This is a genomic window from Cellulomonas sp., from assembly GCF_015234515.1.
Taxonomy (GTDB): Bacteria; Actinomycetota; Actinomycetes; order Actinomycetales; family Cellulomonadaceae; genus Cellulomonas.
Genome location: NZ_JADGMY010000014.1, coordinates 137,782 through 163,245, shown reverse-complemented (window position 1 = coordinate 163,245; position 25,464 = coordinate 137,782). Strand labels below are relative to the sequence as shown.

The window sequence follows — 25,464 nt, the reverse complement described above, 5'->3', positions numbered from 1 at the left end:
CGAACCCGGTGCTCACGTGCCGCACCGTGCAGGTCGGGCACCCGCCGATCGGCTCGCTCGACACGATCCGGACCACGCCCACGAGCATCACCGTGGGCGGCTGGGCGCTCGACCCGGACACGACGGCCCCCATCGGGGTGCACGTCTACGTCGACGGCAAGGCCGCCCGTGCACTGACGGCCGACCGTTCGCGGCCCGACGTCGGGCGGGCCTACGGCAAGGGGGACGCCCACGGGTTCGACGTGACGATCCCCGCCGAGCAGGGCCGCCGCTCCGTCTGCCTGTACCTCATCAACCAGCCCACCGGACCGAACCCGGTGCTCACGTGCCGCACCGTGCAGGTCGGGCACCCGCCGATCGGCTCCCTCGACACGATCCGGACCACGCCCACGAGCATCACCGTGGGCGGCTGGGCCCTCGACGCCGACACCACGGCCCCCATCGGGGTGCACGTCTACGTCGACGGCCGCCTCGCGGGCGCGCTGACGGCCGACCGCCCCCGGCCCGACATCGCGCGCAAGTTCGGCCTCGGTGACCGCCATGGGTTCGACGCGACCGTCTCCGCCGCCGCGGGGACGCGGTCGGTGTGCCTGTACCTCATCAACCGGCCCACCGGTCCCAACCCCCTCCTGACCTGCCGCAGCGTCTCAGTACGCTGAGCCGCGGACACGAACCGGGGCACTTCGGACCGAGGTGCGCGACCCGCCGCCCAGAGCGGGGCGAGGACCGCCCTGCGGGTTACCGTTCCGCTGTCGGGCCCCGCCACCGAACCGAGGAGTCACCGTGCCAACCGGGAGGCGCAGAGCCGCCGTCGTCGTCGTCCTCGCCGTCGTCCTGCTGGGCGTCGGCGCCGTCGCGCTGCGGTTCGGCACACGAGACGTCGCGGACGCCGCGACCGCCACACCCACACCCTCGGCGACACGCGCGACACCCACCGCGTCCATGACGCCGGACGACGACCCGGCTCCCAGGCCCACACCGTCGCCGACCTCGTCGTCCGCTCCGACCGAGGAGCCCACGGCTGAGCCGACGCCGTCCGGCGACACCCGTCAGGACGTTGCCGTGTCCGTGACGATCGCCGAGTGGAACGCGGCCTCGGGGGCGGTCGAGGTGTCCGGCTACGCGGACGTCGTGGAGGACGGCGGCACCTGCACGCTGACGATCACGCGCGACGGGCGGACAGTCACCGGGTCGGAGGTGGCCGTGGCCGACGCCTCGACGACGAGCTGCGGCTTGATGTCCGCCGCGCCGACCACGCCGTCCGCCGGGACCTGGCAGGCGGTGCTGAGCTACTCGTCCGACGCGAGTCGTGGCGCGTCCGCGCCCGTGGAGGTGCGGGTCCGATGACGCGCGACGCAACCCGCAGCACCCGCCTCACGGCGCGGGCACTCGTCCTCGCGATGCTGGTCGGCGTCGGGGTGCTCGTCACGCCGCTGCTGCCCGGCCCCGCCACCGCTCCCGCGGCCGAGGCCGCGGACCTCTCTCGCTTCGACCCGGGCCTGATCATCAGCGACTCGGTCTTCTACGACAGCGGCACGATGTCCGCCGCCCAGGTGCAGGCCTTCCTCGACCAGCGCGGGGCCGACTGCCGGCCGGCGGCGGGCAGCACGTGCCTGAAGAGCTACCGCGAGTCGACCACGACCCGGCCCGCGACCGATCGGTGCGCCGGCACCTACAGCGGTGCCGCGTCCGAGTCCGCCGCGACGATCATCGCCAAGGTCGCCGTCGCCTGCGGCATCAACCCGCAGGTCCTGCTCGTGACGCTGCAGAAGGAGCAGGGCCTCGTCACCGCGTCGACGGGCCGGTCGGCCGCCGTGTACCGCAAGGCCATGGGCTTCGGCTGCCCCGACACCGCGGCGTGTGACACGCAGTACTACGGGTTCTTCAACCAGGTGTACTCGGCCGCATCCCAGTTCAAGCAGTACGCGCTGCACCCGACCCGGTACGGGCACATCGCGGGCCGCACCAACGCCGTGCGTTTCCACCCGAACGCCGCCTGCGGGTCCTCGCAGGTCCACATCCAGAACCAGGCCACGGCCGGCCTGTACAACTACACGCCCTACCAGCCCAACGCGGCGGCCCTCGCTGCGGGCTACGGCACCGGGGACGCGTGCTCGTCGTACGGCAACCGCAACTTCTGGAACTACTTCGCCGACTGGTTCGGCTCGTCGACGGCGCGCCAGCCGATCGGCGTGATCGACGCGGTGAGCTCGGACGCACCGGGGACGATCTCGGTTCGCGGCTGGGCCTTCGACCCGGACACGAGCGCGCCGATCTCCGTCCACGTCTACGTCGACGGCAAGGCCGTGCGTGCGGCGACCGCGAACGGCGCACGTCCCGACGTCCAGAGGGTGTACCGCCGGACCACCGCCACGGCAGGGTTCAGCACGACCGTCGACGCCGCCGACGGCAGGCACCGGGTCTGCGTGTACGCGATCGACGGCACGGGCGACGGCAACCCGATGCTCGGCTGCGCGGACGTCACCGTGCGCAACTCCGCGCCCGTCGGGGTGCTCGACTCCGCCGTGTCCACCGAAGGCCGGCTCGCGGTCCGCGGCTGGGCGTTCGACCCCGACACGTCGGCGTCGATCGCCGTGCACGTGTACGTCGACGGCAAGGCCGTGCGGTCCGTGACGGCGAACACGTCACGGCCGGACGTCGCACGCGTCTACGGACGAGGCGCCGCCCACGGCTACTCCACGACGGTCCCGGCCTCCCCCGGCGCACGCCAGGTGTGCGTGTACGCGATCGACTCGACCGGGGGCGCCAACCCCCGCATCGGCTGCACGACCACGACCGTCGTCAACCGGTCACCGGTCGGAGCGCTCGACGTCGCACGCTCCGGGACGGGAGAGGTCACGCTCGGCGGCTGGGCGTTCGACCCCGACACCGACGGGTCGATCACCGTCCGGGTGACCACCGACGGCAAGCAACCGGTCTCGCTCGTCGCCGGGGCATCCCGTCCTGACGTCGCCCGCGTCCACGGGCGGGGCGCCGCGCACGGATTCAACGTGGTCGTGCCTGCGACGCCCGGGCCGCACGAGTTCTGCGTGGAGGCGCTGGACTCGTGGGACGGTCCCGCCACGCGCATCGCCTGCCGCACGGTCGACGTCAACGGCGTCGCGTTCGGCCGCCTCGACACGGCGACGGCCGGGAGCGGCACCGTCACCGCCACGGGCTGGGCGATCGACCCGAACACGACCGAGCCGATCTCCGTCCACCTCTACGTCGACGGCACGGCGGTGCGCGCGGTCACGGCGAACCTCGCGCGTCCCGACGTCGACCGGGCGCACGGGATGGGTGCCGCGCACGGCTTCTCGGTCCAGCTGACGGCGCTGCCGGGGACGCGCAGCGTCTGCGCCTACGCGATCGACTCGTGGGGCGGTGGGCCCAACCCCCTGCTCGGGTGTCGTTCGGTGACCGTCCCCTGAGGCGGTCGGGGCTGCGCGCGGGGGCGCCGGCACACACGTCGGTAGGATGACGCCGTGCCCGGCCCCCTGCGTGCAGCCCTGACCGTCGAGCAGCTCTGGCAGCCGGCCCCCGGGGGCTCCGGCACCTACGTGCACGAGCTCGTCCGCGCGCTCGACGACCTCGACGACGTCGACGTCGTGCCCGTCGCCGCACGGGGGCACACGTCCCGCTCCATCGGCGGTCGGACCATGACGGTCCAGGCGCACCGGCTGCCGCGCACCGCGCTGTACGAGGCGTGGAACCGCCTGCGGTGGCCGGCGACGCCACCGTCGGGGGGACCCGTCGACGTCGTGCACGCCACGACGTGGGCCGTCCCGCCGCGCTCGGCACCGCTGGTCGTGACCGTCCACGACGTCGCCTTCCTGCACGAGCCGGACCACTTCACGGCGCGCGGCAACTCCTACTTCCGCCGCGCCCTCGAGGTCGTCCGCCGGGAGGCGGACGCGATCGTGGTCCCCTCCCAGGCGACCGCGGACGACTGCGCGGCCGTCGGCCTCGACCTCGCGCGCGTCCACGTCGTGCCGCACGGCGTGCGCGTCCCGCGACCGTCGGCCGAGGCGGTCGCCGATCTCGCGCGCCGCCACGGCCTCGAGCGGCCCTACGTGCTGTGGTGCGGCACTCTCGAGCCCCGCAAGAACCTGCCCGCGCTGCTCGACGCGTTCGCCGCGGTCGCGGACCGTCACCCGGACCTCGCGCTCGCCCTCGCAGGACCGGACGGCTGGGGGGACGCGGCCGAGCAGGTCGCGCTGCGGTGGGGACAGCTGCCCGCCGACCGCGTCGTGCGGCTTGGACGACTGAGCCACGACGACCTGCACGCGGCGTACGCGGGCGCGCGCGCGTTCTGCTTCCCGTCGCTGCGCGAGGGGTTCGGGATGCCGGTCCTCGAGGCGATGGCCCACGGGGTACCCGTCGTGACGTCCGCGGGCACGCCCATGGTGGAGTTCACGCAGGGCGCCGGGCTGCTCGTGGACCCCACCGACGTCGACGCGCTCGCGGACGCACTGGACCAGGCCGTGGGCGTGCGGCACGACGAGCTGGCCGGGGCGGCGGCCGCACGCGCGGCCGACCGGTCGTGGGCGCGGGCGGCCGCGCTGACCGCCGACGTCTACCGGCAGGTCGCCCGATGAGCGCGGTGAGCGCGACGTCCCCGTCCGCAGCCCGTGTCCGCGCCGTCGTCGTCACCTGGCGGGGCGCCGCCACCATCGCGGCGTGCCTGGACTCCCTGCTCGCCCAGCAGGTGACCGGGATGGAGGTCCTCGTCGTCGACAACGCCTCCGACGACGGCACCGCCGATCTCCTCGCGACCCGCTTCCCCCAGATCCGCACCCTGCGCACACCCCGCAACCTCGGCTTCGCCGGCGGGGCGGCGGCCGGCACGGCCGGGTTCACCGGGGATGCGATCGTGCTGCTCAACGACGACGCCACCTTCGAGGACGGCGCCGTCGCCGCTCTCCTCGCGGCGCTCGATGCGCCCGGCGCCGAGCGCGTGGGGGCCGTCACCGCACGACTCCTGCTGACCGGAAGGTACCGCCGGGACGCCTCCGGCACCTGGGTGCGCACCGACGACGACGACCCCGACGGCATCGAGCTCATCAACTCGACCGGCAACGTCGTCGACGACCGGGGCGCGGGCGGGGACCGGGACTGGATGGCGCCGGTCGGCCAGGAGTCCGACGACGCCGTCGTGTTCGGGTTCTGCGGCGGCGCAGCAGCCCTGCGGCGCACCGCGCTGGAAGAGGTCGGCGGCTTCGACGCCGACCTCTTCCTGTACTACGAGGACACCGACCTGTCCTGGCGGCTCCGGTCCCGTGGCTGGCGGACGCGGTACGTCGCCGGAGCGGTCGCCCGGCACCAGCACGCCGCGAGCAGCGGCGTGCGCAGTCCGGTCTTCCGGTACCACAACACGCGCAACTCGCTCACGGTCGTCACCCGGCACGCGCCCGCGCGCCTCGCGCTCACGTCGTGGACGCGCCAGACCGCGGGGAGCGTCCGTGCGCTGGTCCACGACGGGCCCAGTGACCCGGTGATGCGCGCACGTCTCCGCGGGCTGCGGGACGCGAGCGTGCGCCTGCCCCGCACGCTCGTCGAGCGCCACCGCATCTGGCATGACGCCCGGGGCCCGCGCTCGCCCTCCGTACGGTTCTGACGCGGCGCACGGCCTGCCCGACGACCCGGTGGCCCGGGTCGTCGGGCAGACGGGCTCAGCCCTGCGGCCCCCGTCCGACCATGCGCGACACGCGACCGCTCGCCCGCCGGGCGACCTCGCCGACGCCGCCCGCGCGCAGGTAGTCGCGCGCGAGCGCGAGGTCCGAGCGCAGACCACGGGGCCGGGCGAAGGGCTGCGCCGTGACCGACGGGTCCCCGAGCTCGAGCTGCAGGTCGGCCGCACGACGCGGGAACCGGCAGAACTCGACGAGCGGCGCGAGCACGCGCGACCACCGGTAGTCCTGCGCGAACACCCGGACGTTGCTGCGCGCCTGCGCGATCGCCTCGTCGTCGTAGAGGTACGTCTCCAGCGCCCGCTCGAGCGCGTCGACGTCCTCCGCCGGCACCGTGGCGCCGAGCCCGTGCTCCGTGATGAGCGTCCCGAACGTGTCCCCCGCCGTCGCGACGATCGGAAGGCCCGCCCACAGGTAGTCGAGGATGCGGGTGCGGAAGCTGAAGGCCGTCTCCACATGGTGGAAGTGCGTCGAGACACCGAGGTCCGCGTCGAGGAGGTAGTCGGCACGCTCGGCGTACGGGACCCACCCCTCGTTGAAGAACACGTGGCGGTCGGTCAGGCCCAGGGAGTCCGACAGCTGACGCAGGTCCCACGCGACGCGCATGTCCGGCACCCCGGGGTTCGGGTGCTTCAGCCCGAGGAAGTACAGCCGCACGTCGGGACGGCGGTCCTTCAGGCGGTCGACCGCACGCACGAGCGTCAGGGGGTCGAACCAGTTGTAGACCCCGCCCCCCCACAGGATCACCTTGTCGTCTGGGCCGATGCCGGGCACCTCGCCCTTGATCGCGTGACGCTTCTGCACCGGCGGGTCCTCGGAGATCCCGAACGGGACCACGCCGATGAGCGAGTCGAGGCTCGCGTCCTCGTCGTACACGGCCGCGTTGAGGCGGCCCTGCCCCGCGAGCTGGCCGAGCCAGAAGTCGCGCTGCTTGTCGGACGCGCACAGCACGTAGTCGGCACGGCGCAGCTGCTCGTTCAGCACGCGCGTCGTCTCGCGGATCGACGTCGCCCGTCCCGTCGGGCCGAGGTCCTTGGCCTGCTCGAGCTGCTCGAGGTGCATCGGGTCGTACGCGTCGGCGACGAGGATCTTCGAGCTGTCCTTGAGCCACGGTGCACCCTCGAGCAGGAATCCCTGGAACACGATCACGTCGGCCCAGTCCGTCTGCTCGCGCAACGCCTTCCCGGTGGCGTGGACGACCTCGAAGTCGTCGGACGTCACGCGGGCGCCCGCGGTCGACAGCAGGCGCACGTCGTGCTCGGGGGCGAGGACGCGCGCGATCTCCCACGCCCGGATGGCGGGCCCGGCCATGCGCTCGAGCAGCGGCTCGCCGGTCACCACCAGCACCCGGTGCCGCGAGACGAAGTGCTCGGCGATGCCGAAGGCGTCGACCAGCGCGTCGTGCGCGGTGTTGTAGCCCTCGATCGCGTACGCCGGCTCGATCGCGTGCCGGAACAGCGGGAACAGCTCGCGGTCGCTGCGGCGGCGAGCAGCCTGCAGCTCCCGCCGCGTCTCCGCGAGCCCGGGCAGCTGGTCGACGAGGTAGTCGATCGCGAAGAACCCCGTCAGTCCCATCTTCGGGATCTCCACGGTGCCCACGTCGTCCCCTCCGGGAGAGCGCTGCAGGTCGAGCATGGACGCGTCGACGCCGGCGCGCGCGATGGAGCGCCGCACCGCCAGCGCCATCGCCGCGGGCAGCGCCCGTGCGAGCGACTCGTCATCGAGGTTCTTGTACATCGACAGCAGCGCGTTGCGCTCCAGCAGGTACGCCTCGCGGAAGTTGCCGAACTTCTTCATGGTCACGTGGTGCTTGTGGTAGGCCACAGAGCCCGGCACGTACCGCACGCGGTACCCGAGCAGGTTCAGCCGCCACCCGAGGTCCACGTCCTCGTAGAACATGAAGAAGCGCTCGTCGAAGCCCCCCACCTTGCGGTACAGGTCCGTGGGGACGAACATCGCGGCACCCGTGCCGAACAGCACGTCCTTCGGGACGTCGTACTCCGGGGAGTCCGGCTTCTCGGCCTCGCGCTTGTACCCGGCGCCGTACCACGTGAGCGAGCCGTCGACGTAGTCGACCAGCTGGCCGTCCCAGTCGAGGACCTTGCTGGCGACCGCGCCCACGGTCGGGTCCTGCTGGAGGACCTCGACCGCCGCCGAGATCCAGTCGGTCCCGGGCCGCGCGTCGTTGTTGAGGAACGCCACCCACTCCCCGTGCGCGTGCTCGACCCCGAGGTTGCAGCCGCCGGCGAAGCCCAGGTTCGCGCCGGACTCGACGACCTTCGCCCCGGGGACCGCGTCGCGGATGCGCTCGGCGCTGCCGTCGCCCGAGTCGTTGTCCACGACGACCAGCTCGAGGCGGTCGGCGGGCCAGTCGACGTCGTCGAACGCACGTAGGCACGTGATCGTGTCGTCCGCGCCCCGGTAGTTCACCAGCACCACGGTCACGACGCCCGGGCGGGTCTCCTCGGGTGTGCGAGTCACTCGTCCTCCAGCTCTCGGTGCAGCGGCCCTGACGGCGCGCCGCCGGCCGGTGCTCCCCGACCCCGACGCGCCACACTACCGTCGTGCAGCCCACGCACCGGGCCGCACGGTGTGCCACGACGCGAGGGTAGTGTTGTGCCGCTCAGCGCCCGAAACCCGCGGCGGCCACGAACTCCCGAGAGGCGTCATGACGGACATCGCCACGGCCCGCGCGCACGCGCTGGCCGACGAGCCGATGCGGATCGCCGGTCCCCGCCCTGGCTTCGCCCGCGGGACGGTCTCGTCCATCAGGGACATCGTGGGTCACCGCGAGCTGCTCGGTTCCCTCGTGCGCCGGGAGCTGAAGTCGCGCTACAAGGACAGCGCTCTCGGCTTCGTCTGGAGCCTGATCCGGCCGCTCGCCATGCTCCTGATCTACTACGTCGCACTCGGCAAGTTCCTCGGCAACGAGCGCAACGTGCCGGACTTCGCGGTGTTCATCTACACGGGCCTGACCGCATGGACCCTCTTCAGCGAGATCGTCACGGTCGGGACGGCCTCGATCGTCCAGAACTCCGGGCTGATCAAGAAGGTCTACCTGCCGCGTGAGGTCTTCCCGCTCAGCGTGGTCGGCTCGTCGCTGTTCAACTTCGGCATCCAGCTGGTCATCCTCACGGGCGCGACGCTGGCGGTGCAGCGGTTCCCCACCGGTGGCCGCTGGCTCTACTTCCCGCTGGCTCTCGCGGTCGTGCTGGTGTGGGCCACGGCCCTCGCGCTGCTCCTCTCGGCGGTCAACGTCTACCTGCGCGACGTGCAGTACCTCGTCGACGTGGCGCTGATGATCATGTTCTGGGCGTCGCCGATCGTGTACGCCTGGCACCAGGTCGCCGGCTCCATCAGCCCCCGGCTGCAGGACATCTACCTGACGAACCCCATGACCCTGGCCGTGCTCGGGTTCCAACGCACGTTCTGGGTGTCCGGTGACGGGCAGCTCGCACCCGACCAGCTGGCGGCGCGCCTCGGCATCGCGCTGGCCGTGGGCGTGGTCCTCCTCTGGGTCTGCCAGCGGGTCTTCGCCCGGCTGCAGAGCAACTTCGCGCAGGAGCTGTGACGTGACGACCGTCATCGACATCGACGACATCTCCAAGCGGTTCGTGATCCGCAAGGAGAAGTCGCTCAAGGAGCGGCTGGTCAACTTCGGTCGATCCAACCTCCACAAGGACGACTTCTGGGCCCTGCGGGACGTGAGCCTGCAGATCGAGTCCGGCAGCACGGTCGGCCTCATCGGCCCGAACGGCTCGGGGAAGTCGACGCTGCTCAAGATGATCGGCGGCATCCTGCAGCCCACGTCGGGCACCGTGCGCCTGCGCGGACGGCTTGCGGCGCTCCTCGAGCTCGGCGCCGGGTTCCACCCCGACCTCACCGGGCGGGAGAACGTCTACCTCAACGCCTCGATCCTCGGCCTGTCGCGGCAGGAGACGGACCGGCACTTCGACGCGATCGTCGACTTCTCCGGCATCGAGCAGTTCATCGACACCCAGGTGAAGTTCTACTCCTCGGGGATGTACGTCCGGCTGGCCTTCGCCGTGGCCGTGCACGTCGACCCGGACATCCTGCTGGTCGACGAGGTGCTGGCCGTGGGTGACGAGCCGTTCCAGCGCAAGTGCCTCGAGCGGATCCGCGGCTTCCAGCACGAGGGCCGCACGATCGTCCTGGTCACGCACGGGCTCGACCAGGTCGCGGAGTTCTGCGACCGTGCGGTCGTGCTCGAGCACGGTCGCGTCGCGGCCGACGGTCCCCCCCGCGAGGCGCTGCGGGTGCTGCGGGCCGACTTCGAGGCGACCCGGCAGGACGAGATCGAGCGCAAGCAGGCCTCGATCGAGGTGGCGTCGCGCCTCCCCCGCGCCCGCTTCACCGGCGTCGCCCTGCAGTCCGACTCCGGTGAGACCGGCAGCCCGGTGCTGCAGACCGGCGAGGGCCTGACCGTGGCGGTCGAGATCCAGGCCGACTCGGCGCTCCCGGAGGGCTTCGAGATCGGGATCGGCATCGCGACCCCGCTGGGCACGGTGCTCGGCGGGACGAACACGCGGCTGCTGGAGACTCCCCCGGCTGCCCTGGAGGGCACGGGCCGCTACCGGTTCCACGTGGACTCGCTCCAGCTGGGTGACGGCGAGTACATCGTCCAGACGTCGCTGACCATGCCCGACGGCAGCGAGGTGCACGGCGTCCCGGAGGCCGCCCACTTCACCGTCAAGGCCGACGGCCGCTCACAGGGCCCGCTGCACCTCGACGCGGTCTTCGAGCCCGCCACGGCCTGACGGCGACGCCTCACAGGCGCCGCGCGCGCCGACCACGACCGACGTGAGGCCTGCAACGACGAACAGCCCGTAGCCGCACCAGCCGAGCCAGGTCGGCAGGCCCGGCGCTCCCGCCGGTGCGTACCGCGCACGGGTCGCCTCCACGTCGAGGCCGAGTTCGACCGCCCGCGCGACGAACCACAGCCCCACGACCCACGCGACCCGCAGGGGCCGCGCACCCCACGGTCCCACCGCCGCGACGAGGAGCACGGCGAACGGGAGCGCCAGCACCGCCAGGTAACGGCCGTTCGCGCCGCCACCGGTCGTGTGGTACAGCGCCTGCTGGAGCAAAATCCCCCCGACGGCGCCGGCAAGGAGAAGGACGCACAGCCTGTCCGCGAGCGCGGTCTCGCCGGGGCGACGCAGGACCCCCGTCACGAGGAGCGCCGCGCCCAGCGCGGCTGGAACGAGGAAGAGCAGCAGGTTCGCGTCGTCGCGGACGGCTGGTGCCGACGCGTACTGCTGCAGCGACGTCTCCCAGAAAGTGGATGACGTCAGGACCTGCTCGAGGGCGCGATGCTGCCGCCCCAGGTGCTCGACGGCCCACCCCGGGTGCCCACCCGTGATCGAGCCGGTGAGACGAACGTTTCGCGCGTAGAACCACCACGACGCCGCCACCGCCACCGCGACAGGCGCGAACAGATCGCCGCACCAGGCGCGCACATCCCGCGGACGCCGCAGGGCGATGTCGAGCGAAACGACAGCGACGCACAGCAGCGCGAGCGACAGGCCCGATGCCCGCGTGAGTGCCGCGGCGGCCAGCAGCAGCGCCCAGGCGGGTCGCCACCAGCGCGCGAGCGCGTCCGTCCTCAGCCGGTACCCGACGAGCCCTATGAGCAGGGTCACCTCGAGGATCAGCAGCACGTCGTTGTAGACCGCGCCACCTAGCCGCAGCAGCCACGTGCCGCCGGCCACGACGACGGGGACCGCCCAGAGTGCCGCGCGGTACGCGGAGGGCAGCAACCACCGGGCCGCCCAGGCGGCAGCCAGCACCGTGAGGAACGCCAGGACCATCGTGACGCCGCGCGCGGCGAACGCCGCCGTCGTCGGCCGGTCGCCGTCGACCAGGGGGCCCACGACCGGCGCGAGGAGCGCGTAAAACAGCGGCGGATGCTGGGCCGTCCACTGCACTGGGGGGACGTGACCCTGGTCGAGCTGCAGCCGCAGGCCGTCCTCGAACACCGGGAGCCCCCCGTGCCACAGCTGCAGAGCGTAGTCGACGTGCGCCGCCTCGTCCGCCGAGACGTAGGGGGGCGCGACAACCGCGAAGGCCAGTGCGCCCCCGGCGGCGGCTACTGCCGCCGCCAGGGTCGAGCGGCGTTCCCCGATCGACCATCGCGCACGGACACGCCGCACGCGACCCTCTGGCGCTTGCATTCCTACTCCCCTGGGTCGAGCACCCGCGCCGTCCAGGACATGCGCCGGACGCGGCTTCGTCATCGCCCTCCTCGCGACGCTACGGCACCGCGCTCGTGCCGACGACGCGCCGCGGGTCGGGAATCAGCGCGTCGTCGAGCACCACCGTCAGCGCGACTTCGCGCACGCTTGTGCCCACCGCTTCCCATCCTCCCGGACGGAACCAGGTGGTGTCCGAGCGGGCGAGCACCCCGATCACTCCCCCACCCTGCGAGATCATCAGGGCGACCGCGAGTGCGGTCACGAACGGGGCGCTACGCAGCCGCTGGCGCCGCACGAGGTGTGCCCACGCGTGGACCGCGAAGGGGATCAGGACGACCGCGACCGGCAGCAGGTAACGACCCTGAACGCCGACGGGCTCGCCGAGCCGCAGGTAGTCCGAGAAGTTCTGCCCACCGAGCGCGACCACGTACAGGGTGCAGCCCACCAGCAACGGCACCGCCCCTCGCAGCGCGGCGACGTCCCGCAGCCCGACGAGGCAGAGCACGACGACCGCGACAGACGCCGCGACGACGAGGAGACCGGCGACGTGGGCGCCGAGCGTCCCGGACACCTTCCCGTCGACCACCGCGCCGAAGAACGTCCACGTCGTCGAGAGCGACGGGATCCAGTCCCGGGTCACGTAAGCGACCAGCTCAGGGACCCCGGGGCTGAGGTCGGGGAACTGGCCGTCGAGCTCGTAGTTTCGTCGCCACGGCCCCCACGACAGGCAGGTCTGCAGGTCCTGGACCTGGATGCAGTCGGGTAGAGGCGTCCCGTAGCGCACGAGGTTCCACCCGTAGCGCTCGACCACGGCCACGGAGGCGACCACGGCCGCCAGCAACCAGGCCCCCCGCGTGATCACCGCGACGCGGGTCGCCCCAGGACGCGGCTCCCGTCCGCGGCGCAGGACGAGCACCTGCCTCACGAGCAGCACCATCACCGTACCCGCCACCAGCGGGACCGCCGAGAACTTGGCGAGGCACGCGACCCCGGACCAGAGCAGGACCCGGGCCCAGGCGCTCCACGGGTCACGCTCACCCCTCCAGACCTCCGCGACGGCGAGCCACAAGAGGCACACCGCGAGGATCATGAGGTTGTCGTAGTTGACGCTGGCCGCGAGGAACGTGAGCATCGGCACCGACGCCACCAGGAGCAGCGCGACGTTCGTCGCGGCCCCGGACATCCCCAGCACCAGCATCAGCCGGCGCAGGACCAGCAGCGCCCCGGCGACCATCGCGACGGAGACGAGACGCAGCACCACCACGCGGTGGTCCGGGGCGAGCCCCGCGGTCATCCGCCAGACGACGCCCAGCAGCACGTGGTAGAGGTACGAGCCGTACCGCTCGACGTCGCCGAGACGCCGCAAGGTGTCCGGCTGCTCGTCGAACGGCCCTGCGCCGCCCGCGAAGTACGCGATCGCCCCCAGGTGGTAGTCCTCGTCGTAAATGGACCGCCGCAGGACGACGGCGAGGACTGCGGACTGGACAGCGAAGCCTGCGACCACGGCGGAGCCGGCCCACGGGGACCTCACCGCCCCGCGGGCCACCTGCAGGATGCCGTCCACGTACTGCCGTACAGGATGACGCGTGCTCGTGGCGGCGGAGTCGGGCGCCGTACGCGACATCCCGTCACCTCACCCCCGGCAGGTATACGTCGTCACCCTCGACGGTCCACCGCTGGCGCAGCCGCGTGTACTCCCACTCGCGCACGACCGGCTCACGGGTGCGCGACTCGAAGTGGTAGAGCTCGACGTCCGGCAGCCACAGGACGCGACGTCCCGTGTGCCGCAGCTTGAGGGAGAAGTCGACGTCGTTGAAGTTCACGGGCAGCGTCTCGCAGAAGCCCCCGACCTCCTCGTAGACCTCCCGCCGCACGGCCACGCACGCCGCGGTGAGTCCGGAGACCTCGCGCGCGACCACGAACGCCGCGAACGGCCCCGGGTCCTGCGGCGGGGAGCCGAGCCCGACGTGCCGGAGGTGACCGTCGTAGTAGACGTGACCGGCGTGCTGCAGCGTGCCGTCCTCGAACGTCAGGTGCGCACCGACGGCCGCGACGTCCTCCTCGGCAAGCGGCGCGACGAGCGCCTCGAGGAACCCGTCGGAGCGCACCTCGATGTCGTCGTTCAGCATCACGACGACGTCACCGGAGGAGTGCAGGAAGCCCAGGTTGCACTTGCGGGAGAAGCTGAACTCCTCGTCGAAGGGGACGAGCAGGAGCCGGCTCCCGGCGAGCTCGCGCAGCTGCGCGAGCACCTCCGGCGGGGTCGACGTGTCGTGGACGACGACCACCTCCAGCCGGGGGTGCCGCGTGCGTGCGAGCACGGACCGCACGGCCTCGACGACGAAGACTCGGTCCTTCCCCCAGACGAGGCCGCGCCCGCCGCGGGTCGGGATGACGATGCTCACCGACGTCGTGGGATCCAGACGGCGACGCACGCGGTAGGTGCCCTGCCAGGCGCCGAGCTCCGCCTCACCGTCGATGCCGACGCGGCGCAGGTGGTCGGCGACCGCACGGCGCCCTGCGTCCCACGTGTAGGGCTTGGCGTCGGCGGCGCCGGCGGTCGATCCAGGCACGACGCGCCAGTGGTACAGCACCCGCGGGACGTGGACGACGTGGCGCGCACGCTCCGAGACCCGCAGCGCGAGGTCGTGGTCCTGCGAGCCGTCGAAACCGTCGCGGAAGCCTCCGACCTCACGCACCAGGGACGCACGCATGACCGACAGGTGACCGGTGTACATGTGGCTGCGCAGCCGCTCGGGCGACCACTGCGGCTTGCGGAACTCGTCGTAGTAGACGCCCGCGGAGTCGACCTTGTCCTCGTCCGTGTAGACGTAGTCGGCGTCCGGGTCTGCCTCGATCGCGGCGCGCACGGCCTCCAGCGCGTCCGGGACCAGCAGGTCGTCGTGGTCGACCAGCGCCAGGAAGTCGCCGGTGGCGGCCGCGATCGCGTCGTTCGACGCGGCGACGATCCTGCCGTTCTCGGCGCGCTCGACGACCTTGACGCGCGAGTCGCGGGCCGCCGCCGCCCGCAACACGTCGCGTACCTCGTCCGAGGGCGACCGGTCGTCCACGAGGACGAGCTCGAGGTCCGGCTCCGTCTGCGCGAGGACCGAGTCGATCATCTCCCGCAGGACGTCGATCGGCGGCTCGTAGACGGGCGTGATGACGGAGAAGAAGGGCACCTCACCGCCTCCGGAGGCGACGGCCGACCCGGCGCGCGTCGCGTGCTGCCGACCGGGCGGCTGCCAACGTGCGTGCCGGCAGACCCCCGTCGATCTGGCGCTGCAGACCCTGTGCGTGCGCGATCGTCGCGGCCCACTGCGCGTGTGCGTGCTTGGCGTCCGCGATCGCCTTGCGCAGCTCCTCGTTGGCGACCGCGAGGTCGTGGCGCAGGACGCCGAGCTGAGCCTCCTGCCCGATCGCGTGGTCCTTCGCCACGAGCACCTCGTGGCGAAGGGCGAGCAGCCGCGCGGCCGCGGACCCGGGGTCATCGGCCGTCTCGCGGGCCACGCGCGCCCGCAGCGCCCGCTCGGTGTGCTCGTCCTCGACCTGCGGGAGCAGCTCGGCCGGCACGACGTCAGTGGGCTCGAGGTCGACCTCGTCGGCCCGGCCGGCGGCGAGCACGAACTGGTAGACGTCGGCGTAGGGCTGCTGCCGCACCCAGTGGACGACCTCGTCCGGCAGCACCTGGGCGTCCACCGCGACCTCGGTGCCGAGCGCGTCGAAGACGGTGGCCCGCAGCTCCCGCACACGCAGACCCGCGTCGTGGAGCGTGCGCATCAGCGAGTCGTAGGTGAAGAAGGTGACGTGCGTGCGGTCGAGCAGACCGGTGTCCAGGTACTCCCAGCGCCCCTCGAGCAGCGCGAGCCGCACCGAGCCGTGCGCGACGTTCGGGACCGACACCACGACCGAGCCGCCGGGGCGCAGCAGGCGCTCGGCGGAGCGCAGCGCAGCGGCCGGGTCCCGGAGGTGCTCCAGCACGTCCCCGAAGATCACGTCGTCGAACGAGCCGGGCTCGAAGACCTCGTCGAGCGGGGTCGTCTCCAGGTCCACGACCTCGACCCGTCCCAGCACCTTGCGCGCCTCGGACGCGTCCTGCTGGTCGATCTCCACACCGCTGACCTCGCAGCCGCGCTCCTGGAGCGCCGCACCGAGATAGCCGGACGCGCAGCCGACGTCGAGGACGATGCGACCCTCACCCACCATCTCGACGATGAGCGTGTGACTGGAGTTGCGGACTCTCGTGTCGACGGTGGTCTTGTAGAACGACACCGGGCGGACTCCTCGAGCATGGCGACACGCGGGCCGATGGTCCGCGACGGACCGCCTGATGCTACCGGGCCGGACCGCAGGGACGAACCGGACGCCCGACGGCCGTCCGCTAAGGTGGTCGACGTCCCCGAACTGGACGATACAGCCCCGCGTCGTACCACCTGGAGAGAGATCACCGTGCGCATGCTCGTCACCGGCGGTGCCGGCTTCATCGGCTCCAACTTCGTGCACCAGACGGTGCGCGAGCGCTCCGACGTGCGCGTCACCGTGCTCGACGCGCTGACGTACGCGGGCGACGAGCGCAGCCTCGACCCCGTCGAGGGCAAGGTCACGTTCGCGAAGGGCGACATCGCCGACCCGGACGTCGTCGACCGGCTCGTCAAGGACTCGGACCTGGTGGTCCACTTCGCCGCCGAGTCCCACAACGACAACTCGCTCCACGACCCGTGGCCCTTCGTGCGGACCAACGTGATCGGGACCTACCAGCTCCTCGAGGCCGTGCGCCGGTACGACGTGCGCTACCACCACGTGTCGACCGACGAGGTCTACGGCGACCTCGAGCTGGACGACCCGGCCAAGTTCACGCCCGAGACGCCGTACAACCCGTCGAGCCCGTACTCCGCGACGAAGGCGTCCTCCGACCTGCTGGTCCGCGCCTGGTCCCGCAGCTTCGGCGTGCGCGCGACGATCTCGAACTGCTCGAACAACTACGGGCCCTACCAGCACGTGGAGAAGTTCATCCCGCGTCAGATCACGAACGTGATCGACGGGGTGCGCCCCAAGCTGTACGGCACGGGCGAGAACGTGCGCGACTGGATCCACGTGGAGGACCACAACTCCGCGGTCTGGTCGATCATCGACAAGGGCAGCCTCGGCGAGACCTACCTGATCGGTGCGGACGGCGAGAAGGACAACAAGACCGTCATCGAGCTCATCCTCGAGCTCATGGGGCAGTCGCCCCACGCCTACGAGCACGTGAACGACCGACCCGGCCACGACCTGCGGTACGCGATCGACGCGACGAGGCTGCGGACCGAGCTGGGCTGGGAGCCGCAGTACACGACGTTCGAGGACGGCCTCGCCGCGACGATCGACTGGTACCGCTCGAACGAGGCGTGGTGGCGGCCCCAGAAGGACGCCACCGAGGCGAAGTACGCGGTCCTCGGTCGCTGACCGGGACACACACCTCCACGATTCCTCTACGCGTCCCCTGCCGGGAGCCCCGCGGCGAGCAGGGCGACGCCGCCTACGATCAGTCCGTGACCTCACGCCATGCCGCTGGTCGGCGCCTTCGTGCCCCCCGCCACGCCAGGAACCTCGCGTCGCACGGGGCGATGCGCGCGGTCGCGCTCGTCGTCACGACGGTGGTGGTCTTCGGTGCCGCGGGCGGTGTCGCCGTGGCGGCTCGGATGACCGGCAACGTCAACGGGCTGGACCTCGACGGGCTCGTGGACGCGGCACCGACCCCGGAGCAGGCTCCGGACCCGGCCGACGCCCACGCGGGGCAGCCGGTGAACATCCTGGTGATGGGCTCCGACCAGCGTGATGGCGTCAACGCGGAGATCGGGGGCGACGAGGAGGGCATGCGGTCGGACACGACCATCCTGCTGCACGTCTCCGCCGACCGGTCGCGCGTCGAGATGGTGTCGCTGCCGCGCGACTCCCTCGTGGAGATCCCGTCGTGCACGCTGACCAACGGCAAGACGACCAAGTCCCAGAAGCGGGGGATGCTCAACTCGGCGTTCGCGATGGGCTGGGACTACGGCGGCGACCTCGAGTCGGCGGCGGCGTGCACGGTGAACACGGTGCAGGCCAACACGGGTGTCCCCATCAGCAACGTCGTGGTCGTGGACTTCGCCGGGTTCCAGAACATGGTCAACGCCATCGGCGGGGTCCCCATGTGCATCGCCGAGGACCACTACGACGAGTACACGGGCCTGAACATCACCGCCGGCCAGCACGTGCTCGACGGGGTGACCGCCCTGCAGTACGCGCGGGCGCGCCACGGCACGGGGTTCGACGGTTCCGACACGATGCGTGCGGGCCGCCAGCAGAAGCTCGTCGCGAACGTCGCGAACGAGGTGCTCTCGAAGAACCTGCTCACCGACGCCGGGCAGCTGCTGCAGTTCCTCAGCGCCGCGACGCAGTCGGTGACCACCAACCTGTCGGTCGGCGACCTCACCGGCCTCGCGTTCAGCCTGCGTGGCGTCAGCCGTGACAACATCACCTTCATGACCGTGCCCTGGGCGCCCGCCAGCAGCGACAGGAACCGGGTCGAGTGGACGTCCGCGGCCGACGAGCTGTGGGCGAACATCGCGGCCGACGTCCCGATGCTGGGCGCGCCGGAGGTCCCCGAGGTGCCGGACGTCCCCGACGCGCCCGCCTCCGACCCCGGCGCCCCGGTCGCGCCGCCCCCCACCGAGCCGACCCCGACCGACACGAAGACGCCGGGCGTCGACGCGTTCACGGCCGCGGACGCGTCGGTGAGCTGCTGAGCGGGCGGATGGCCGGCCGCCGCGACGAGGACGCGACCCCTCCTCCCAGCTTCGCTCCGGCGCCCGGCCGGACCCGGCCCGGTGCCGACGACGCACGCGTCGTCGGCAGGTCGACGGCGCGACCGGCCGCACCGGCCCGGGTCGCGCGTCCCGCCGGCACCGCCGGGCGGGCCGCGACGCCGCCCGCGTCGGTCACGCGCAGGAGCACGCCCCCGCCTCCGGCGCGCGCAGCCAGCGGGACGCCGCCACCTGCACCGCGCAGCGCCTCCGCACCGCGCAGCACGTCCGCACCGCGCAGCGCCTCCGCACCGCGCAGCGCCTCCGCACGTGGCGGCGGCGCGACGGACGGTGCGGCCGCCGGTGGCACCACGACACCTCCGTCAGGTGCTCCGGCCTCGTACGCCCCCGCCGGCGCGGGCGGCCGTCCGGCACACGCACCCGCCGCACCCGGCCAGGCGGCGCGGCGCACGGTCGCCCCGCGGCCTGCGCCCCGCGCCTCCGGCCCTGCCCCCCGGCCCGGTGGGGCGCCGCCCGTCCCGACGACCGGGGCCCGGCGACGCCGACTCCCCCGCGCCCGCCTCGTCGTGATCGTCCTGCTCGTGGCGCTCGTCGCGTGGCCCGTCGGACTGCTGATCTGGGCGAACGGTCTCCTGCAGCACACGCCGGCGCTCTCCGGTGCGGCCGGCACGCCCGGCACGACGTACCTGCTCGCCGGCACGGACGCCCGCGGCGACGACGGCGGGATCGCGCAGGACGGCACCGAGGGCCAGCGCACCGACACGATCCTGCTGCTGCACGTCCCGCAGAGCGGCCCGACCGCGATGATCTCGCTGCCGCGGGACACGTACGTCGAGGTCCCGGGGCACGGCGGGGCCAAGCTCAACTCCGCGTTCGCGTGGGGCGGGGCGCCGTTGCTGGTGCAGACCGTCGAGGGTCTCACCGGGCTCACCATCGACCACTACGCCGAGATCGGCATGGGGGGCGTCTCGCACCTCGTGGACGCCGTCGGCGGCGTGAACCTCTGCTACGACGGCGACGTCCACGACCCCGACTCCGGCATGGTCTGGACCGCCGGCTGCCACGACGTCGACGGGCAGGCCGCGCTGTCGTTCGCCCGCATGCGCAAGGCGGACCCGCAGGGTGACGTCGGTCGCGCCCTGCGGCAGCGGCAGCTCATCGGGGCGGTCATGGGCAAGGTCAGCCCGGGCTCGCTGGCGTTCGACCCCGGCGCGCAGGTCGCGCTCGTCGACGCCGGGACGGGCGCCCTCACCTTCGACGAGGACGCCGGTGTGCTGGACGTCGCCCGGTTGGCGCTGGCGTTCCGCGCCGCGAACGCCGAGGGCGGCGTCACCGGCACGCCGCCGATCGCCAGCATGGACCACCGTCCCGGCGGCATCGGCTCGACGGTGCTGCTCGACCCCGACGCCACGCCGGCCTTCTTCGCCGCCGTCCGGGACGGTTCGCTCCCGCCGGGTCAGGTGGGCGGCGTCCCCGGCTCGTAGGCCGCGGCCGCGCGGACCCCGTTCGGGCGATCAGGCGGAGAAACCCGCCGCGGGTCGTCCGGCCCGGGCCCGCAGGCGCTCGCCCTTGGCCTCGGCCTGCGCACGCAGGCCGTCCTGGAAGTCGAGCATCGCCGTCCGGAGCCTGTCGGCCTCCGGTCCCGAGCCGGAGGCGAGGATGCGCACGGCCAGCAGGCCCGCATTGCGCGCACCACCGACCGACACGGTCGCGACCGGCACGCCGGCGGGCATCTGGACGATGGACAGCAGGGAGTCCATGCCGTCGAGGTGGGCGAGCGGGACGGGCACCCCGATGACGGGCAGCGGGGTGACCGCGGCCAGCATGCCGGGCAGGTGGGCGGCTCCCCCGGCGCCGGCGACGATCACGCGCAGCCCGCGGTCGGCTGCCTCGCGGCCGTAGGCGACCATCTTGTCGGGCTGTCGGTGCGCCGACACGACGTCGACCTCGACGGCCACGTCGAACTCCGCGAGCGCGTCCGCCGCGGCCTGCATCACGGGCCAGTCGGAGTCGGACCCCATGACGATGCCGACCTGGGTGCCGCCGGGCGTGGTGCCGCTCATCTCGTCCCTCAGTCCTCGGGGGTCTCGCCGCGCAGCCGCGCGACCGCCGCGCGCGCACGCGCGCGGACGTCGTCCAGGTCGTCACCGGACACGTTGACGTGCCCGAGCTTGCGGCCCGGTCGGACCGTCTTGCCGTACAGGTGCACCTTCGCGCCCGGGTCGGCCCCGAGCACCTCACGCAGCGCCTCGGTCGGGTCGTCGAGCGCGCTGCCGAGGAGGTTCACCATGACCGTCCACCGGGCCACGGGGGCGACGTCGCCGAGCGGCAGGTCGAGCACGGCCCGCAGGTGCTGCTCGAACTGGCTGGTCACGGACCCGTCGATGGTCCAGTGACCCGAGTTGTGAGGACGCATCGCGAGCTCGTTGACGAGCACGTGCGGCGCGCCGCCCGCCGGGTCCGCCACCTCGAACAGCTCGACGGCCAGCACGCCCGTCACGCCGAGGCCGTCGGCGACGGCCCGGGCGATGCCCTCGGCCTGCGCGGCGGTCTGCGGGTGCAGCGCGGGCGCGGGCGCGACGACCTCCGCGCACACGCCGTCCTGCTGCACCGACTCGACGACCGGCCACACGACGCTGCGCCCCGAGGGCGTCCGGGCGACGAGCACGGCCAGCTCACGGGTGAACGGCACGAGCTCCTCGGCCAGGAGCGCCGGCCCCGTGCCGTCGGCCGCCGCCGCGCACCAGGCGGCCACGTCGTCGGGCAGCACGCCGTCGTCGACGACCCGCACGCCCTTGCCGTCGTACCCGCCCCGCGTCGTCTTGACCACCGCCCGCCCACCGACGGCGGCGCGGAAGCGCTCGAGGTCGGCGGTGTCGCCGACGGGCGCCCAGCGCGGGCAGGGCACGCCGAGGTCCGTGAGGCGTCGCCGCATCACGGCCTTGTCCTGCGCGTGCAGGAGGGCCGCCGGCCCCGGGTGCACGGGGACGCCGCGCGTCTCGACCGCTTCGAGGACGTGCGCCGGGACGTGCTCGTGCTCGAACGTGAGCACGTCGGCCCCGTCCACGAGCCCGAGCACCGCGCCCACGTCGGACGCGGCCCCCACCGGTGCGTCGGCGACGGCCTGCGCGGCCGAGCCGTCGGCCGCCTCGGCCAGGACGCGCAGGTGCAGACCCAGTGCGGTGGCGGGACCGGCCATCATCCGGGCGAGCTGGCCGCCGCCGACGACGGCCACGATCGGAGGTGTCACGGGCGTCGAGGGTAGCCGCTGACGGTGCGTGCCCGCGGTGGTGCCCACCGACGCGGGGACCTCACGGGACGGACGCCTGGACGACCCGCCCCTCGCCGCGGGCGCGCAGGACGCCGTCGGACGCGGGGACGAAGGCGGCCTGCCCCGACGTGATCTCGAGCGCCTCGCCCGTCTCCGCGTGGAGGGTGACCTGCCCTTCGAGGCAGAGCACGATCCGGGGCCCGCCCCCCGGCACCCGGCACCGCTCGTCGGACAGGCGGGTGACGGACATCTCGAAGTCGTCGACGGGCACGTAGTAGACGTCCGTCGCGTCGTACACGTGCTCGGGGGCGATGCGGATCGGTGGGGCGGCGACGCACTCGACGATCCGCAGCAGCTCGGGGACGTCGACGTGCTTTGTCGTCAGACCGGCCCGCACGACGTTGTCGGAGCTCGCCATGAGCTCGACCGCGAAGCCGTCGAGGTACGCGTGCACGGTGCCCGCCGGCACGAAGAGCGCCTCGCCCGGTCGCAGCGAGACGGGGTTGAGCAGGACTGCCGTCACCGCACCGGGGTCACCTGGGTAGGTGCTCTCGAGCAGGTCGACCGCGCGGTCGGTGCGGGGCGACGGCGACCCGGTCCGCAGGCGGGCCCGGAACGCGTCCGCGAGATCATGGACCTCGTCGGGTCCTGGGCGCGTCGCCTCGCTCACGAGCAGCGTGAACGCCTCCTGCATGCCCGTCGACGTGGGGTCCGAGGTCACGACCTTGTGCAGCCGGCGTGCCGTCGGGTGGTCGACGCCGTCCAGGATCTCCGCCGCGCGGCGCGGCGCGCGGAAGCCGACGAGTGCCTCGAACGGCGAGAGCGCGTAGACGAGCTCCGGCTTGTGGTTGCGGTCCCGGTACGACCGTCGCGGGTCGTCCATCGCGACGGCCCGCGCGTCCTCCCGCGCATAGCCCTCGCGCGCCAGCTCGATGCTGGGGTGCACCTGGAGAGACAGGGGGCGCGCGGCCGCGATCAGCTTGAGCAGGAACGGCAGCTCCGGGCCGAAGCGCGAGACGACGGCGTCCCCGAGCCTCCCCACGGGGTCGGTCGCGATCGCGCGGTCCAGCGACTCTCCCCCGGCGCCGACGAGCCGGGAGGGCGCGGACGCGTGCGCGCCGAACCACGCCTCGGCGACCGGCGAGCCGTCAGCAGGGCGTCGGAGCATCTCCGGGATGACGGTCGACGATCCCCAGGCGTAACCCTGGAGCGCCGGCTCGAGAACCTGCACGTCTTCCCCCTCGCGGACGGATGTGGTGGAAGCCTAGCCCGACGGGGGTTCCGGGGGGCTGAGATCACCACCGACGCTCGCGCCGCACCGAGATCACGGCACCGCGCGGCAGGACGACGTCGGGCCGCAGCGACGCCGGGACGCCGGACAGGAACAGCGCGAACACCGCGGGCCGGCGCTGCGCCAGCTCGAGCCGGCCGCCGTCGGCGCTGGCGAGGTCCCGCGCGAGCGCCAGTCCCAGACCCGTCCCGGCGCCGGACGTGACGTCGCGCTCGAAGATGCGCGGGGCCAGGTCGTCGGGCACACCCTCGCCCTCGTCCCCGACCTCGACGACCACGGCACGCGACGGGCCGCCGGCGCGCGAACGCACGGTCGTCGTGCCCGCACCGTGCTTCAGGGAGTTCTCGATGAGCGTCGCGAGCACCTGGGCGAGGGCACCCGGCGTCGCGAGCACCTGCGTGCTCGGGTCGACGTCGACGACCAGCCGTCGACCGGCCGCGGCGAACGTCGGGGCCCACTCCTCCTCCTGCTGGTGCACGACCTCCTGCAGGAGGATCGCCTCGGTCGTGCCCCCCTGGGCGCGGCGCGAGCTCGCGAGCAGGTCGTCCACGACGCGCACCAGCCGCTCCACCTGCTCGAGCGAGATGCGGGCCTCCTCGCGCACCTCCTCCTCGCCGGCGGTGAGCATGATCTCCTCGAGGCGCATCGACAGGGCGGTCAGCGGGGTCCGCAGCTGGTGCGAGGCGTCGGACGCGAACTGGCGCTCCGCGGCGAGACGCCCCGCCATCCGGTCGGCGCTACGGGCCAGCTCGGCGGCCACGAGGTCGATCTCCTCGACGCCCGACGGCTCGAGCTGCGGCCGGACCTGTCCGGAGCCGAGCTGCTCGGCCGAGGCCGCGAGGTACACCAGTGGCGCCGCGAGCCTGTTGGCCTGCCAGATCGCCATCGCGATCCCTGCGGCGAAGGCGACGACGGCCGCGACGACGACGAGCGCGATGACCTGCGTCGACATCCAGAAGACGTCCCACCACGAGACGTACAGCAGCACCGTCGCCCCGGTCCCCGACGTGGTCTGGACCGTGAGGCGCCGCTGGTCGAACGTGGGCCCGGCCCGGTAGGTCTCGCCGGCGGGGGTCCGCACCACGACGCTCGCCTCAAGGCCTTCACCGGTGCCACCGGGGAAATCGGCACCCGTGTACGGCTCGAGCATGCGGTCGGACAGCGCGATCTGCTGCTCGACCCGGAAGTCGACGGTCCGCGCGACCGACTGGGCCCGGACCTCCAGACCGTAGAGCGCGTTCTCCCGCACGAGCTGTGCGCCGAGGAACGCGAGCGGGAACCCCAGCAGGACGACCGCGACCGTGACGGCGGCGATCGTCGCCTGCAGGACGCGACGACGCACGCGTCAGACCCTGTCGAGCGGCCCCGCGGCCGCGTCGGACGCCGTGGCGGCGTCGGACGCGCTCCCGGTCTCGAAGCGGAAGCCCATGCCGCGCACGGTGGAGATGTAGCGGGGAGCGTTCGCGTCGTCGCCGAGCTTGCGACGCAGCCACGACACGTGCATGTCGAGCGTCTTGGTCGAACCCGTCGGGTCGGACCCCCACACCTCACGCATGAGTGTCTCGCGCGAGACGACCGTGCCCGCGGCGGCGACCAGGACGCGCAGCAGGTCGAACTCCTTGGCCGTGAGGTGCAGCTCACGCTCGCCCTGGAACGCGCGGTGCGCGGCGACGTCGACGCGCACGTTCTGGGCGTGCAGCTCGTCCTCGTCCGCAGGGTCGCCCACGGTGCGGCGCAGCAGCGCCCGGACCCGCGCGAGCAGCTCGGCGAGCCGGAACGGCTTGGTGACGTAGTCGTCGGCACCGGCGTCGAGCCCGACGACGAGGTCGACCTCGTCGGCGCGCGCGGTCAGCACCAGCACGGGCGTCGTCAGGCCCTGGCTGCGGATCGCGCGGGCGACGTCGAGCCCGTCCATGTCGGGCAGGCCCAGGTCGAGGACCACGAGGTCGGCGCTCGCGGCGCCGTCGATCGCGCCTTGACCCGTGCCTTGCACGCGCACGTCGTAACCTTCACGCCCCAGCGCCCGGGCCAAAGGCTCGGCAATCGCGGGGTCGTCCTCCGCCAGCAGCACCTGGGTCATTCGGCCATGTTAGGTCACGAACTCGCCCCCGCCGCCAGCCCTCGGTCCCGGACGCGCCGGAGATCCACCGATCGTCGGGGACCGCCCCGCGCCCGGCCCACGTGCGCCCGGGGACGGACGGGAGGCGGTGGC

The 25,464-nt window shown here is 73.1% G+C and carries 20 protein-coding genes and 1 pseudogene; 10 read left to right on the top strand and 11 right to left on the bottom strand.

Annotated elements, in window-relative coordinates:
* The 5 genes and pseudogenes from IR158_RS05455 to IR158_RS05435 all read left to right on the top strand — a co-directional run.
* A pseudogene (locus tag IR158_RS05455) lies at positions 1-659 on the top strand (hypothetical protein); the annotation flags it as partial.
* 124 nt (positions 660-783) lie between these two features.
* Positions 784-1,347: a hypothetical protein gene (locus tag IR158_RS05450; protein ID WP_291810546.1), complete on the top strand. Its 564-nt coding sequence runs from the start codon at positions 784-786 to the stop codon at positions 1,345-1,347.
* Positions 1,344-3,431, top strand: coding sequence for a hypothetical protein (locus IR158_RS05445; RefSeq protein WP_291810542.1), 2,088 nt, complete (start codon positions 1,344-1,346; stop codon positions 3,429-3,431). Before IR158_RS05450 ends, IR158_RS05445 begins: the two co-directional genes overlap by 4 nt.
* Before the next feature lie 54 nt (positions 3,432-3,485).
* Positions 3,486-4,598 (top strand): glycosyltransferase family 1 protein, encoded by a 1,113-nt coding sequence (locus IR158_RS05440; RefSeq protein ID WP_291810540.1) that lies wholly within the window; start codon positions 3,486-3,488, stop codon positions 4,596-4,598.
* The gene (locus IR158_RS05435) at positions 4,595-5,617 is read left to right on the top strand and encodes a glycosyltransferase (protein WP_291810537.1); all 1,023 of its coding nucleotides are present in this window, start codon (positions 4,595-4,597) and stop codon (positions 5,615-5,617) included. Before IR158_RS05440 ends, IR158_RS05435 begins: the two co-directional genes overlap by 4 nt.
* Before the next feature lie 55 nt (positions 5,618-5,672).
* Here the strand turns inward: IR158_RS05435 and IR158_RS05430 are convergent, their stop codons facing one another.
* Positions 5,673-8,171, bottom strand: a complete 2,499-nt coding sequence (locus IR158_RS05430) for a glycosyltransferase (RefSeq protein WP_291810534.1) — start codon at positions 8,169-8,171, stop codon at positions 5,673-5,675.
* Positions 8,172-8,358: 187 nt separating this feature from the next.
* On the opposite strand from IR158_RS05430, the gene IR158_RS05425 reads away from it, so the two are divergent.
* Both IR158_RS05425 and IR158_RS05420 read left to right on the top strand, forming a co-directional pair.
* Complete coding sequence (locus IR158_RS05425; RefSeq protein WP_291810531.1) at positions 8,359-9,261, top strand: ABC transporter permease; 903 nt, start codon at positions 8,359-8,361, stop codon at positions 9,259-9,261.
* Position 9,262: 1 nt separating this feature from the next.
* A complete protein-coding gene (locus IR158_RS05420; protein WP_291810529.1) occupies positions 9,263-10,468 on the top strand; it encodes an ABC transporter ATP-binding protein in 1,206 nt (401 codons plus the stop codon).
* Here IR158_RS05420 and IR158_RS05415 read toward each other — a convergent pair.
* From IR158_RS05415 to IR158_RS05400, 4 genes are all read right to left on the bottom strand, one after another.
* Positions 10,418-11,884, bottom strand: coding sequence for a hypothetical protein (locus IR158_RS05415; RefSeq protein WP_291810526.1), 1,467 nt, complete (start codon positions 11,882-11,884; stop codon positions 10,418-10,420). The two genes, IR158_RS05420 and IR158_RS05415, sit on opposite strands and share 51 nt — an antisense overlap.
* 79 nt (positions 11,885-11,963) lie before the next feature.
* Positions 11,964-13,529 (bottom strand): DUF2142 domain-containing protein, encoded by a 1,566-nt coding sequence (locus tag IR158_RS05410; RefSeq protein ID WP_291810523.1) that lies wholly within the window; start codon positions 13,527-13,529, stop codon positions 11,964-11,966.
* A gap of 4 nt (positions 13,530-13,533) precedes the next feature.
* The gene (locus IR158_RS05405) at positions 13,534-15,087 is read right to left on the bottom strand and encodes a glycosyltransferase (protein ID WP_291810520.1); all 1,554 of its coding nucleotides are present in this window, start codon (positions 15,085-15,087) and stop codon (positions 13,534-13,536) included.
* Between the two features lies 1 nt (position 15,088).
* Complete coding sequence (locus IR158_RS05400) at positions 15,089-16,177, bottom strand: class I SAM-dependent methyltransferase (protein WP_291810517.1); 1,089 nt, start codon at positions 16,175-16,177, stop codon at positions 15,089-15,091.
* A 177-nt stretch (positions 16,178-16,354) separates the two neighbouring features.
* Here IR158_RS05400 and rfbB point away from each other — a divergent pair, with 177 nt between their 5' ends.
* Together rfbB and IR158_RS05390 are read left to right on the top strand one after the other, a co-directional pair.
* A complete protein-coding gene (rfbB, locus tag IR158_RS05395; protein WP_291810515.1) occupies positions 16,355-17,350 on the top strand; it encodes a dTDP-glucose 4,6-dehydratase in 996 nt (331 codons plus the stop codon).
* An 86-nt stretch (positions 17,351-17,436) separates the two neighbouring features.
* A complete protein-coding gene (locus tag IR158_RS05390) occupies positions 17,437-18,672 on the top strand; it encodes an LCP family protein (RefSeq protein ID WP_291810512.1) in 1,236 nt (411 codons plus the stop codon).
* Here the strand turns inward: IR158_RS05390 and IR158_RS05385 are convergent.
* Entirely contained in the window at positions 18,641-19,042 is a 402-nt protein-coding gene (locus tag IR158_RS05385) for a hypothetical protein (RefSeq protein ID WP_291810509.1), read from the bottom strand. The two genes, IR158_RS05390 and IR158_RS05385, sit on opposite strands and share 32 nt — an antisense overlap.
* A 214-nt stretch (positions 19,043-19,256) precedes the next feature.
* On the opposite strand from IR158_RS05385, the gene IR158_RS05380 reads away from it, so the two are divergent.
* Entirely contained in the window at positions 19,257-20,174 is a 918-nt protein-coding gene (locus IR158_RS05380; protein ID WP_291810507.1) for an LCP family protein, read from the top strand.
* Positions 20,175-20,204: 30 nt separating this feature from the next.
* On the opposite strand, the gene purE is transcribed toward IR158_RS05380, so the two are convergent.
* The 5 genes from purE to IR158_RS05355 all read right to left on the bottom strand — a co-directional run bounded on the left by purE (position 20,205) and on the right by IR158_RS05355 (position 25,332).
* Complete coding sequence (gene purE, locus IR158_RS05375) at positions 20,205-20,753, bottom strand: 5-(carboxyamino)imidazole ribonucleotide mutase (RefSeq protein WP_291810503.1); 549 nt, start codon at positions 20,751-20,753, stop codon at positions 20,205-20,207.
* Between the two features lie 8 nt (positions 20,754-20,761).
* Positions 20,762-21,940: a 5-(carboxyamino)imidazole ribonucleotide synthase gene (locus IR158_RS05370; protein ID WP_291810500.1), complete on the bottom strand. Its 1,179-nt coding sequence runs from the start codon at positions 21,938-21,940 to the stop codon at positions 20,762-20,764.
* A 61-nt stretch (positions 21,941-22,001) separates the two neighbouring features.
* Positions 22,002-23,192: a mannose-6-phosphate isomerase, class I gene (manA, locus tag IR158_RS05365; RefSeq protein ID WP_291810497.1), complete on the bottom strand. Its 1,191-nt coding sequence runs from the start codon at positions 23,190-23,192 to the stop codon at positions 22,002-22,004.
* A 64-nt stretch (positions 23,193-23,256) separates the two neighbouring features.
* Positions 23,257-24,594, bottom strand: a complete 1,338-nt coding sequence (locus IR158_RS05360; protein ID WP_291810493.1) for an ATP-binding protein — start codon at positions 24,592-24,594, stop codon at positions 23,257-23,259.
* A gap of 3 nt (positions 24,595-24,597) precedes the next feature.
* Positions 24,598-25,332 (bottom strand): response regulator transcription factor, encoded by a 735-nt coding sequence (locus tag IR158_RS05355; RefSeq protein ID WP_291810490.1) that lies wholly within the window; start codon positions 25,330-25,332, stop codon positions 24,598-24,600.
* Between the last annotated feature and the right edge of the window lie 132 nt (positions 25,333-25,464).

Coding starts and splice junctions, on each gene's coding strand:
- IR158_RS05425 (WP_291810531.1), top strand. CDS start 8,359: ATGACGGACATCGCCACGGCCCGCGCGCACGCGCTGGCCGACGAGCCG.
- IR158_RS05435 (WP_291810537.1), top strand. CDS start 4,595: ATGAGCGCGGTGAGCGCGACGTCCCCGTCCGCAGCCCGTGTCCGCGCC.
- purE (WP_291810503.1), bottom strand. CDS start 20,753: ATGAGCGGCACCACGCCCGGCGGCACCCAGGTCGGCATCGTCATGGGG.
- IR158_RS05445 (WP_291810542.1), top strand. CDS start 1,344: ATGACGCGCGACGCAACCCGCAGCACCCGCCTCACGGCGCGGGCACTC.
- IR158_RS05415 (WP_291810526.1), bottom strand. CDS start 11,884: ATGCAAGCGCCAGAGGGTCGCGTGCGGCGTGTCCGTGCGCGATGGTCG.
- IR158_RS05355 (WP_291810490.1), bottom strand. CDS start 25,332: ATGACCCAGGTGCTGCTGGCGGAGGACGACCCCGCGATTGCCGAGCCT.
- IR158_RS05410 (WP_291810523.1), bottom strand. CDS start 13,529: ATGTCGCGTACGGCGCCCGACTCCGCCGCCACGAGCACGCGTCATCCT.